Annotated in this window: 9 protein-coding genes; 4 read left to right on the top strand and 5 right to left on the bottom strand. The window is 53.8% G+C overall.

Going from position 1 to position 12,024, the window contains the following annotated elements; translation table 11 throughout:
- Positions 1-29 precede the first annotated feature (29 nt).
- Positions 30-1,073 (top strand): sodium:calcium antiporter, encoded by a 1,044-nt coding sequence (locus tag SCARR_RS10905; protein ID WP_136061612.1) that lies wholly within the window; start codon positions 30-32, stop codon positions 1,071-1,073.
- 85 nt (positions 1,074-1,158) lie between these two features.
- Here the strand turns inward: SCARR_RS10905 and SCARR_RS10910 are convergent, their stop codons facing one another.
- A complete protein-coding gene (locus tag SCARR_RS10910) occupies positions 1,159-2,508 on the bottom strand; it encodes a PEGA domain-containing protein (RefSeq protein WP_136061613.1) in 1,350 nt (449 codons plus the stop codon).
- A 252-nt stretch (positions 2,509-2,760) separates the two neighbouring features.
- On the opposite strand from SCARR_RS10910, the gene SCARR_RS10915 reads away from it, so the two are divergent.
- The 3 genes from SCARR_RS10915 to ybeY are packed head-to-tail and all read left to right on the top strand — an operon-like array spanning position 2,761 to position 6,427.
- Positions 2,761-3,711: a PhoH family protein gene (locus tag SCARR_RS10915; RefSeq protein ID WP_136061614.1), complete on the top strand. Its 951-nt coding sequence runs from the start codon at positions 2,761-2,763 to the stop codon at positions 3,709-3,711.
- A 21-nt stretch (positions 3,712-3,732) separates the two neighbouring features.
- A complete protein-coding gene (locus SCARR_RS10920) occupies positions 3,733-6,030 on the top strand; it encodes an HD family phosphohydrolase (protein ID WP_136061615.1) in 2,298 nt (765 codons plus the stop codon).
- A complete protein-coding gene (gene ybeY / locus SCARR_RS10925; protein ID WP_168433236.1) occupies positions 5,960-6,427 on the top strand; it encodes an rRNA maturation RNase YbeY in 468 nt (155 codons plus the stop codon). Before SCARR_RS10920 ends, ybeY begins: the two co-directional genes overlap by 71 nt.
- 197 nt (positions 6,428-6,624) lie before the next feature.
- Here ybeY and SCARR_RS10930 read toward each other — a convergent pair whose 3' ends face one another.
- From SCARR_RS10930 to SCARR_RS10945, 4 genes are all read right to left on the bottom strand, one after another.
- Positions 6,625-7,422: a hypothetical protein gene (locus tag SCARR_RS10930; protein ID WP_136061617.1), complete on the bottom strand. Its 798-nt coding sequence runs from the start codon at positions 7,420-7,422 to the stop codon at positions 6,625-6,627.
- A 396-nt stretch (positions 7,423-7,818) separates the two neighbouring features.
- On the bottom strand, positions 7,819-8,634 hold the full coding sequence (locus SCARR_RS10935) for a hypothetical protein (RefSeq protein WP_136061618.1): 816 nt from the start codon (positions 8,632-8,634) through the stop codon (positions 7,819-7,821).
- Positions 8,635-8,937: 303 nt separating this feature from the next.
- Positions 8,938-10,209, bottom strand: a complete 1,272-nt coding sequence (gene ltrA, locus SCARR_RS10940; protein WP_136062162.1) for a group II intron reverse transcriptase/maturase — start codon at positions 10,207-10,209, stop codon at positions 8,938-8,940.
- Between the two features lie 803 nt (positions 10,210-11,012).
- Positions 11,013-11,837: a hypothetical protein gene (locus tag SCARR_RS10945; protein WP_136061619.1), complete on the bottom strand. Its 825-nt coding sequence runs from the start codon at positions 11,835-11,837 to the stop codon at positions 11,013-11,015.
- Between the last annotated feature and the right edge of the window lie 187 nt (positions 11,838-12,024).

Genomic DNA, 12,024 nt, shown 5'->3' on the forward strand with positions numbered 1-12,024 from the left:
TTACCGCGGGAGTTGTGTAGAATTTACTAATGCATTTTTTTGAACAGTTGATTGGTTCGCAAACCGGCTTAGTATTGGCCTTTTTGGCAACGGCCGCAGTGGTGGTGCTCGCAGGCATCCGCCTAAGCATTTACGGCGATGCACTCGGCGACCGCACCGGACTCGGCAGCGGCTTGATCGGACTGGTTTTTCTGGCGGGGGTCACCAGCCTGCCGGAATTGGTGGTTTCGCTGACCTCGGTGATCCAGTCCGCCGACCCCGCCCAAGGTGCCGACTTAGCCGTTGGCAACATGCTCGGTTCGAATGTTTTCAACCTGCTGATCCTTGCGCTGATGGCCCTGCTGTTTCCACGCAAATTTGACCCGACCAAACTGGAAAATCCCCACACCGACTCCACCGTCTACGGGTTCGTAATGCTCGGCATTTTTTCCATTGCCTTTGCCACCGCCAATCTCGGCGGAATGCAGATTCCCGTGCTAGGATGCTCTTGGCCCGTGCTAGCGCTGCCGATCATGTATGCCGTCATCCTTCGGCGCGAACACCTCCAGCAAACCGAAGCGGAAGAAGACGAACACCTGCCCTCCGAAGCACAACTGGCCCAACAGTCAGCGCTTCGCTTCTACAGCGTGCTCGGCGCGCTTTGCAGTTTGATCATCGGCGGAGGCATCCTGCTCTCCATCCTCGGCTCGCGCATGGCGCTTCCTCCGGAACAGGGCGGCTTCGGGCTTGAGGCCAGCATAATTGGCACCATCTTCCTCGCCATTTCCACCAGTCTGCCGGAACTGGTCATCTCTTTCGCCAGCGTCCGCATGGGGTTCCTCGATATGGCTGTTGGAAACGTGCTCGGCAGCAATATGTTCAACCTGCTGATCATCTTCGTGGCCGATACCGCACTGCGCGGCCGCAGCCTGCTGCGCCAGGCCTCCTTCAAAAACTGGACCAGCGTCGGCCTGATCGTGCTGCTGACTTTGCTTGCCGGCGCCCTGCTCCGCACCAAATCGCGCAAGACCACCCTCCCCATCGCCGTTGCAATGCTTCTGCTCTATCTCGCCGCCATGCTGCTTTTCATGTAGGCGCGCCTTCCTTTTCCTGACATGGCGTAAAAAAGGGGAGCCCCGAAACGGGACTCCCCAGGGGGAGGAATGAAAAAGGCATCGGCTAGAAAGATGAAGGGGTATTCAACAGAGGGTCGCTAATCGTGACATTCCCAGTCGATTCATCCCTAGCCAATGCAAATTTTACGCTGTCGGCCGAATCCGGCGCAACGGTTACAATCTTGGTTATAAAGCCTTCGAGCTGCAATTCGAAGGTGCGTTCGCTTTCCACACGCTGCTCGAGGGGGGTTTTTCCAATAAATTCTGCGCCGCCGGGACGGTAGACCAACGCGCCGCTGGGCTGGCTGTCGATCACCACCGTTTTCGCCAAGCCGACGGCCGACTTGACCAGAGGCACGATGACGGTGTGGCTGGAATCAGACGAAAGCATGAACGGCTTGATCTCGTGGCCCGGCAAATGCATTTCGTAGGCCGTATCTTTTTCCACCAGCACTTCCACCGGCTCCTTGCCAATCAGCTCTACGCCGCCGGAACGGTATAGCTCGGCGCCTTTCGGCGAGCTCATAACGTTGATGTAAGGTTTGGGCTTGAGCGCCACGGAAACCTTGCGCGGCGAGTCGGGGGCGATCGTTACTTTTTGGGTGTAGTAGCGGTCGGCGGAGATTTCGAGCTCCATATCTTCTTTAACCAAGTGCCGGAAAGGCGTCTTGCCGAGTGTAACGCCGCGATGAACCACAATGGCATCTTCAGGCTCGCTGTAGACAATAATGATCGGTTCGCGCTCCAGCTCAACCACCATCGGGCTTGCGGTTTCGGGGCCAACGGCAACATCCTTGTTGTAGTACCCCTCTTTGCGCAACTCGAACTGACCCACCGCCACCGCGGGCACTGGATACGGCGTAACGCCCAGCTTCTGTCCGTCACGGTCGAACACGTCCACATTCTTCGGCTTGCTGGTCAGCATGACCGATGCCTGCCGTACGAGCTCAACCACCACGTTGCCTTCCGGATCTTCCGGAATGGTGTATTTCTGCGTTTCATAGCCCGGAGCACGAACCTCAAAGGTGCGATACGGCTTGTCGTAGTTCAAAACAAACGGCGTAAGCCCAACGCGCTTTTCCTGGCCTTCAACAAAGAGTTGCGCGCCGTTGGGATGGCTGAGCAGCAGCACTTTTTCGCGGCGCTGCAGTTCAACGCTCACGTTTTTCGGGTCGATCGGAGAGAGCACCACCGTCTGGGAAAAATAGCCGTCCTTGCGAACCACCATTTCCTTGGCGTTGGCGTAGAGATTAACCTTCGCCGGCGTGCTCCCTACGAGCTTATCGCTTCCCTTATAGTAAACCCGGGCGCCGCGAGGAGTGCTCGATACCGTTACGGGAGCGCATCCCGACAGGGTGAAGAGTGCGGCCAAGCCCGTGGCGGCCGCAATTTTAAACATGGTTTTTGCATTCATTTGATATACCCCTATCTAGTTCCAGTGATCTTCATTCAAAACAACAGGAAGATATAAAGCAAACTTCGTACCAACCTTGTTTTTTTATCGTTTTCACGGCCGGTTTTTACCTGTTGACGGAACCCCTCAAATCAAATTAACTCTGGCTCATGGAATTTTAACCAAAAAGGCATCCGCTATTAATAAACGGCATGCAAATCGCTGCACGGACTTGTGCAGCCCGACGGCCACCGGCCAGACCGCACCCCCGAGATGACGACAACAACAATACATTTTGATAATGCCAGCGAAGCCCGAGAAATCGGCATGGCGCTAGAACTGCTGGTTGCTCAGATTGAGCAGGAGCATGACCTGCAAATGGTGTTGCGCAACCTCACCGCCACCATCACCGGCCCTGCCGCAGCAACGGAACGCATTGGGAGTTTTTTCGAAAAACTGCGGGCCGCGCGGGGAAAGAACGCCCTGAATGCGCAGTCGGTGGCCTATGCCTACGATGCCTTCAACCGCGGCGAAGAAAACGTTTTTGAAAAACTGGCCGCCATCCGGGTGGATGTCAGCCCCCGCAAACCCGCCATTTTTCCCAAAACCCTGGGCCAGCAGATCTATCTCAATGCGCTCATCGAAAATCCGATTGCCTTCGGCCTCGGGCCGGCGGGGACCGGAAAAACCTATCTTGCCATGGCCATGGCGGTATCCGCACTGCTCAAAAACGAGGTCAGCCGCATCATCCTGACGCGCCCGGCCATCGAGGCCGGCGAAAGCCTCGGCTTTCTGCCCGGCGACTTCCAGCAGAAAGTCGCCCCCTACCTGCGCCCGCTCTACGATGCGCTCTACGACATGATGCCGGCCGAGACGATCGAAAGCCACATCGAACGCGGCATCATCGAAGTTGCCCCCCTCGCCTACATGCGCGGGCGCACGCTCAACCATGCCTTCGTAATTCTCGACGAGGCGCAAAACACCACCCCGCAGCAAATGCTGATGTTCCTCACCCGCATGGGTTTCGACTCCAAATGCGCCCTCACCGGCGACCTGACCCAGATCGACCTGCCCAACCGCAATTCATCCGGCCTGCTCGAAGCCCGCGCCATTCTTGGAAACATTCCCGGAATGGCGTTTGTCGAGCTGACCGAACGCGATGTGGTGCGCCACCCCCTCGTGCAGAAAGTCATTGAAGCCTATCAAGCAAGACGAGCTGTTTAAGCCCGCGCAACGGAGCACACCGTGAAATCCAAACTTTTCAAAAAGAAACAAAAAGGCATCGCCGAACGTAAAACCGAAACGAAGCACTCGGTGGAAGTGCCCTACAAGGCCGTCGGCCTCGGCCTGCTGCTTTGGCTGTTCACCACTTGGCTGTTCTTCGGCCACGGCATGGTGCGCCACATTGACCTGGCCGAAGGCCAGCAAGCCCCCTCCACCGTTGTGGCCGCCGTCGACTTCGACTGCGAAAACATTCAAAGCACGGACTTCAGCCGCACCGAAGCGGCCAAAGCCGTCCCCCCTGTTTTTCGCATCAATCCCTTTCCGGCGCAACGAGCCTCCAAAATGATGGAAACCCTTTTTGACCGCCTCAAACAGCTTTCCATCGCGCCAACCAACCAGCAGCAAATGATCGTCAGCAGCATGAACGACCTGCTATTGGGCACATCGATTGAAACCACGAGTCTGATCAATGTTTTTCCGACCAATACCATCCAGCAAACACAGAAAATTCTCGTCGAAAACATCACTGCTGTCATGGGGACCGGCATTCTTTCGGAGGAATACCGCCACACCTGGTTCCTCAATGCGCCCGACAACCAGCTAACCATCACCAGCGGGGAACTGCCGGAACGGACCATCCCGTTCAAAGATACGCTATCCACCCGGCAAGCCATCAACGCCGTCGCCAGCAAAATTGAAAGCAAGCCGCAGCGCAAGCTGCTCGAACGCCTGCTTCCAATATTGGTCGTCGACAACCTCACCTATGATGAGACCGCCACCGAAAACCTGCGCAAGCAAGCGACAGACGCCGTGTTGCCGGTCATCCAGCAGTATATGGAAGGAACGCCGCTGGTGCGCGCAGGCGATACGGCCACGCAGCAAACCCTGCTGTTGCTTCAACACCACGAACAACGTGTTATCGAAGAGCAGGAACTTCTGGAACAGATCCTCGAAATTGTCGGCAACGGACTCCTTCTTCTCGCCGGTTTGATTGCCTCTGCCGTCATACTGCGAGTGGTCGAGCCATGCTTAATCCGCCAACCCAGCCGCATCCTGCTGCTCGTGATCCTCTCGCTGACCACACTGGGTTTTGCTCGGTTGATGCTCTACCTTTCAGCGCAATATTCCCTGATTCCGGCCGGCATGCTGATGTACCTCGTGCCCCACGCGCTGGCCGTTCTGCTCGCCGGCATCCTGCTCGGCGGCAGCGCCGCCATCTGCCTTGGCTTCTGGACCAGCTTTGCCACCGCCGTGCTGTTCGACAACGCATTCACCGTCTTTGCACTGGGCATGCTGATCACCATCACCGCCGCCAGCACCGCCCGCAAGGTGCACCGGCGCTCCAGCCTCTTCCGGGCCGGCCTATGGGTCTGCGCCGTGAAACTGCTCTATGTGCTCGTCGTCGCCATCCTCTCGCCGGCCGCCACCTCCGTGCTCGTCGGCCAGGCCAGCGCCGCCCTCCTTTCGGGAATGCTTTCGACCATCTTCGCGCTATTGCTCATTCCCTTCTTTGAGCGCGCCTTCAAGATCACCACCGACATCACCCTGCTCGAACTCTCCGATATGGGGCATCCCCTGCTCCAGAAAATGGCCATCCAGGCTCCCGGCACCTACCACCACTCGCTGATGGTGGCCACGCTCGCCCAGAACGCCGCCGAGGCCATCGGCGCCAATTCGCTGCTGGTGCGCGTTTGCGCCTACTACCACGACATCGGGAAAATGGCGAAACCCGAATTCTTCACCGAAAACATCCAGCACAAGGAAAACCCGCACGACGAACTTTCCCCCCATATGAGCGCGCTGGTCATCTCATCCCACGTGAAGGAGGGCCTCACCCTTGCCAAGCGCCACAAGCTGCCCCAGCCTGTCCTCGACGCCATCGAACAGCACCACGGCAACGGCCTGATTTCCTATTTCTACCACAAAGCCAAAACCCAGAGCCCCGACTCCAACGGCAGCCCCGACACCATCAACGACTCTGACTTCCGCTATGGAGGCGCCCCGGCCGTCACCCCCGAAATGGCCATCCTCTCGCTGGCCGACGCCTCCGAGGCGGCCTCGCGCTCCATCGAAAAGCCCACGCCGCAAAAGATTGCCAACATGATGAACGACATCTTTTCCACGAAAATCCGCGACGGACAGATGGACTATGCCGCCCTCACCATGGCCCAGATCAACACCATTAAGCAGTCCTTCATCTTTTCACTGTCCAATATGCTTCACGGACGCATCCCCTACCCAAAAGACAATGATAACAAGTATTCTCAATCAGCAGAAAAATCATCCGGTTCAGCAGCAAAAGCTCCAAAAGCTAGCTGATTGGCTGGGGCAGAAACTCGAAGCCAAAACCGCCCCCGAACCCTGGAGCGAAGTCTGCATCGTCCTCATCGACGATGACGGCATCACCCAGACCAACCGCGAGTATTTTGGAAAGAACCGCCCCACCGACGTCATCAGCTTTCGCTATGATCCCGTTCCTGGCGAAGACGATGCCTTGAGCGGCGACCTCATCATCAACGTCGACCGTGCCGTTCTCGAAGGCACCGCACGCGGCGACGCCGACTACGAACTAGCGCTCTACACCGCCCACGGGTTCGACCACCTCTCCGGCGCCGAAGACGACACCCCCGAAAAGCATAAAAAAATGCGCGCCACCGAAACCGCCTGGCTCCGCAAGGCCAAAGCCGAAGGTTTGATCGACGGGCTGCTCGGCTAAACAAAGTACAGCCAGCGCTGTGAGCGGGCTATCTACCGCAAAGAAAAGTCAGCTCCCTTGCTGCAAACGCAAAAAGGGCTGGCTTTGAGCCAGCCCTTCGGTAAGTGATGCATTCTGTAGACCATTAGCTGCTGTTGCTACGGGTGGTTCATTCCGTGTTATGCACGTCCGGAAACTTGCACCGACTATGCGAACGACTAACCCTCTGGGGCATAATCCAGTTTAAAAGCAGCATCGTTGCCGCCGGTTTTCTCGTTGATCTGACTGTTAACCAATGCATTCACAACAGCCACGGCATACGCTTCGTTGGACACAGAAAGGGCATTGTCGTATTTAGCAGACCATTCGTCGCTCACCTTGGAATTGTATTTAACCTTAACGCCTTTACCCACGGCGCCAAACCATTCCCATTTTGTTTCTTCTTCGTCGCGGTAGACACGAATTTCACCGTCGCCGCTGCCAGAGGCATTCATTGAAATCTTTTCAGCAACTACACCCTTCTGTTCTTTGAGCTCGACCTTGTAGCGGGTCAACAAGTTGCCCCAAAACTCCATGCTCTCCAACTCGACATGAAAGTATTCAGCGGAACGGCCTTTCTGAGAGACAACATCATAGCCATTAGATGCAACCCCCTCAACCGACAGCTTGGCAGCGCCGGTTTCCAGCACCTCTTCGGGGGCAATAACGTCATCAATGCCGAACGTCAACTCAGCATAGCCCTGCTCCCAAGCCTTCTCATCAACCGTAAGGAAGGAATTAGCGCCTTGATACGAGATTATAACACCTGATAAAGAATCGGAATCCTCTGCATACTTGTCGGCTTTCAGCTTCTGATCATTGATCAGAACGTTCTTTTTAGCGGACTTAAGCTTGAGAGAATTGCCCTTTATCTTTACGTCATAAACACTAATTGAGCCTCCGAACTTAGACGGTTCAACTGCGATCACTGAAACCGCAATTCCGAGTACTGCAACTGCTGTCATTGTTTTTTTCATTCTCGTCTCCATGGCTATGTATTTTTTCATCCACCGGCATAAACGAACTAAATTTGCTCCGCAAGCTACGGACATTTAACTTCATGCGCTTTGCGCCCTTACCGAGATCGATTAAGGTCACTGCATACAATAATGTAAAGAAGTTTTAAGCCCCCATTAAGAACATCAGCGATCTTTCTTCAACAATGGTGAGACTTCTCCACACCCACCCATAATACTTGGGGAAAATTTACGCTACCCCCGATACACTTACCGAAAGAATATTTAGTTGCAGGAACCTGCCCCCCGGAAGAACACTCGCAACGGATATACGAGCGACATGCACCCTCTTGATGCAAACGCAAAAAGGGCTGGCTCAAAGCCAGCCCTTCGGCAATCTACTTAATGCAGAAAACTCTATTCATACTTTCCTTCGCTGTATGTAAGATCGAAACTTACTTCATCAGCAGGAAGCTTGGTCTTCTTGATGATGGCCTGGTTGACTTCGTACTCAACAGCTGCCACAGCATAGGCTTCATTAGAGGTGGAGAGAGCTGAGTCATATACTTCGCTCCAGTCATCGCTGGCCTTTGCGTTATATTTAACTTTGATCTGTTTCATGCCAGCGTAGAACCACTCGTAGTCATCTTCTCCATCGCCATAGACGTTACGAACATAACCTTCGCCAGAACCCGTAGCAGACATGGAAACCTTTTCGGTCGTTACATCTTTCTTAGTCTTGAGATCAACCTTGTATTTCGTAACCAATCCGCTGTCATCCAGCTCAAAATCTTCCAGCTCAAAATCAATGTAGTCATCCGTGCTGCCTTGAGCGGAGACCACCATCAACTCATTGGATGCAACAACGCCTTCGAGCGCAAGCTTGGTAGCGCCGGTGTCGAACATATTATTGGTTTCAATCATGGAAGGAATGCCCAAGCTAATGCTAGCGTCTCCCTGCTCGTAGTTATCCTTGCCTACGACCAAGATAGATTCATAACCGTTATAAACGATGATCTGTCCAGAGACAGAAACAGAATCCTTGGAATACTTATTAGCATTCAGCTTCTGGTCATTAACCTGAAGATTTTTCTTAGCGGACTGTACTTTGAGAGAATCGGCCTTCACTTTCACGTCATAGACGCTAATCGATCCACCGAATTCATCATAACCGTTGGCAACAACCGACGCCGCGATTCCGAGTACTGCAACTGCTGTGATTATTTTTTTCATTCCATTCTCCTTGGCCTGCACTCGGAATCGATCCTTCTGGCCCCACACCCGCGGTTACAAATTTACCAGCCGATTCCCGTGCATCTCTATAAGCTGGATTAGAATAATTAATTGCGATTTTGTAAAGGGCCTTTTCTCCAAATAATCTTACCGTTTTTTCGACTCGTGATCCGTATTCGAGTTAAGCCGTTGTGGTTTGCGTTGAGCCACAAATCGAGTAGGACAAGGCTGAGTGATCAAGCTCAGCCTTGTTCCTCTCACAGAACCGTGCGTACGGACCTCGTACACGGCTCCTGTTTACTTTTATCCCCGATTCAATGGGGAAAGCGTTCCGGTCTCTACTTGATCGGCGGCGTATAGCCCGATCTCGTTGAACCAGCGGTTGGGCATCGCCATATGGGCGAGCTGGCAGGAGGCGTTGCGCCATGAGGCCATTTTGATCCGCTTAAACTCTCCCTTGTAGCCCAGTTGCCTGAGCCGTCGGTGGAGCTTCTGCGGTTTCTTCCACAGCTTCATTTGTATGGCGCGCAACCTCCGTCTTAGCCAACTCATCAGCTTCTTCAACTCCGTCTTGCAGTTCGCAACCTTAAAATAGTTCACGAACCCGCGCAGGACGGGATTGAGGTCGCGTATCACTTTGGCGAGATTCACGGGCGTGTTTCTGCGCGTGACGGCTTTGAGCTTGGCCTTGATTCGGGCGATTTTCTTGGCCTGTATTTTCGTATAGGTCAAACCGATCTCCACTCCCAGAAAGGCGACGCCCTCCTGCAACTCGGTCACATGCGTCTTGCGACGGTTGACCACGAGTTCGAGCTTTCCTTCAAGGTAGTCCTCGGCCACCCGAAGTGCGTTTTGTGCGCCTTTCGGGCTACCCTTGAAAATCAGAATGTCGTCCGCATAACGTACGACCCGATGCCCTCGTCCCGCCATATGCTGGTCGAATTCGTCCAGATAAATATTGGCGAGAAGCGGACTGATAACTCCGCCCTGCGGGCTTCCGGTTTCCGTTCGAGCAAACAGGCCATGGTTCATGACTCCGCTCTCCAAGAACATTCTGATGAGCGCAAGGATACTGCCGTCAGCCACCTTGCGCCGTACCGCTTTTAAGATCAGATCATGATCCAGCAGGTCGAAGCATTTGCTCAAATCCATATCCACCACATGCTCCAACCCCTCCTCGCGCATTCGTGCGGTTGCCTCTGCAATCGCTCCATGTGCGCTTCGTTTGGGTCGGTAGCCATAGCTTCCAGAATGAAACCCTGCTTCAAAGATCGGCTCAATCGCCATCTTCAATGCCTGCTGCACCACGCGGTCGCGCACCGTCGGTATCCCAATCAAGCGGATACCTCCATCCGGCTTTTCAAGCTCCACCCGTTTCACGGGGCTGGGTCGATAAGCCTTTGTGCGCAACGCCTCAAGAAGTTCGGCGATATTTTCCGACTGGTTCAGCGCAAAGCCTTTGCAGGACTGCCCGTCTATTCCGGGAGCTCCATTGCTCGACTTCACCTTTTTGAACGCCGTTTCCAACACCTGAGCGTGGAGTAAGCGATCATATAAACTGTACCAAACCCGCATCCTATCGTTCATCCTCGCTTCTTTGTGCTTCGCTCCGTCCATCTTCCGTTTTCACGATCTCGTTCGATTCTTCAGCGGGCTTCCAAGGGCTTGTATCCGGTTCAACGGCAATATGCCTTTTCAACTCCACCTACTCCGAAGGAACAGTTTGCCTCCAGTCCGCTCGTTCCCGAGTTCGCCCAAGACCACTTGCCCGCCTTGCGACGGCTTACCTCCCCGAAACCGCGTCCCGTCAATTGACGTAGCTTTCAAGTAAACTTCACCCCTTCGCATCCAGCCGACGCTTTTGGCCATCGACCGTCCCGGCGAACAAGCCGCAGGTCGATCCGGTTTTGCCCTCCACACCCTCACGGGCTTTCACAGGCCGGATCTTCATCACTACTACGGGCTCATCTGCCACCCTGCACGCTTCGCCCAGCTCCTTGAACTTCTTCTTGGAGCCAAACTATTGCGCTCTCGCACAAACCATGCAGGGCTTCCCCGGTTATGACTCCGGCTCCCTGTGAACGATTCCATCCTCAATCACAAACGCAGTCTGTCCGAGTACCAGGCTTCGCGCTATTTTGCACGCTTACCTTCTGCGCCTGCCGAATCAGGTTTACAACCGTTATGTACCGTTCACTTCCTATCGCTTCCTTCAGACCCCGCCGTTACCAGCAACGCCCTTGCGATTCGGATTTACTTCCCCTCGGACGGGGTGTTATCGCCTTCTTTCAGGCGACTGGGTTTGCCGGCTTTGCCGGGCAAACAAAAAGGGCTGGCGCAAGGCCAGCCCTTCGGCAATCTACATAATGTAGAAAACTCTATCGGGGGTACATGTCGTCGTTGCTGTACTCAAGCTCGAAGCTTACTTCATCAGCAGGAAGCTTGGTCTTCTTGATGATGGCCTGGTTGACTTCGTACTCAACAGCTGCCACAGCATAGGCTTCATTAGAGGTGGAGAGAGCTGAGTCATATACTTCGCTCCAGTCATCACTGGCCTTTGAGTTATATTTAACTTTGATCTGTTTCATGCCGGCGTAGAACCACTCGTAGTCATCTTCTCCATCGCCATAGACGTTACGAACATAACCTTCGCCAGAACCCGTAGCAGACATGGAAACCTTTTCGGTCGTTACATCTTTCTTAGTCTTGAGATCAACCTTGTATTTCGTAACCAATCCGCTGTCATCCAGCTCAAAATCTTCCAGCTCAAAATCAATGTAGTCATCCATGCTGCCTTGAGCGGAGACCACCATCAATTCATTGGATGCAACAACTCCTTCGAGCGCAAGCTTGGTAGCGCCGGTGTCGAACATATCATTGGTTTCAATCATGGAAGGAATGCCCAAGCTAATGCTAGCTTCGCCCTGTTCCCAACCATTCTTGTCTACGACCAAGATAGATTCATAACCATCATAAACGATGATCTGTCCAGAAACAGAAACAGAATCCTTGGAATACTTATTAGCATTCAGCTTCTGGTCATTAACCTGAAGATTTTTCTTAGCGGACTGTACTTTGAGAGAATCGGCCTTCACTTTCACGTCATAGACGCTAATCGATCCACCGAAGTCTTCATAGTCGGAACGTGCGACGACTGACGCCGCGATTCCGAGTACTGCAGCTGCTGTGATTATTTTTTTCATTCCATTCTCCTTGGCCTGCACTCGGAATCGATTCTTCTGGCCCCACACCCGTGGCTACAAATTCACCAGCCCAATTCCCTGTGCATCTCTACAAACCGGATTAGAATAATTAATCGCGACTTTGTAAAGAGCCTTTATCCTAATAATTTTACCATTTTCATACCACGTGATCCGTATTTGAGCAAAG

It is taken from the genome of Pontiella sulfatireligans, assembly GCF_900890705.1.
GTDB classification, from domain to species: Bacteria; Verrucomicrobiota; Kiritimatiellia; order Kiritimatiellales; family Pontiellaceae; genus Pontiella; species Pontiella sulfatireligans.

Bases quoted from the DNA above. Each gene is read 5' to 3' on its own strand.
- SCARR_RS10930 (WP_136061617.1), bottom strand. From the start codon at position 7,422: ATGAAAAAAACAATGACAGCAGTTGCAGTACTCGGAATTGCGGTTTCA.
- SCARR_RS10905 (WP_136061612.1), top strand. From the start codon at position 30: ATGCATTTTTTTGAACAGTTGATTGGTTCGCAAACCGGCTTAGTATTG.
- ybeY (WP_168433236.1), top strand. From the start codon at position 5,960: ATGATAACAAGTATTCTCAATCAGCAGAAAAATCATCCGGTTCAGCAG.
- SCARR_RS10935 (WP_136061618.1), bottom strand. From the start codon at position 8,634: ATGAAAAAAATAATCACAGCAGTTGCAGTACTCGGAATCGCGGCGTCG.
- SCARR_RS10910 (WP_136061613.1), bottom strand. From the start codon at position 2,508: ATGAATGCAAAAACCATGTTTAAAATTGCGGCCGCCACGGGCTTGGCC.
- ltrA (WP_136062162.1), bottom strand. From the start codon at position 10,209: ATGCGGGTTTGGTACAGTTTATATGATCGCTTACTCCACGCTCAGGTG.
- SCARR_RS10945 (WP_136061619.1), bottom strand. From the start codon at position 11,837: ATGAAAAAAATAATCACAGCAGCTGCAGTACTCGGAATCGCGGCGTCA.
- SCARR_RS10915 (WP_136061614.1), top strand. From the start codon at position 2,761: ATGACGACAACAACAATACATTTTGATAATGCCAGCGAAGCCCGAGAA.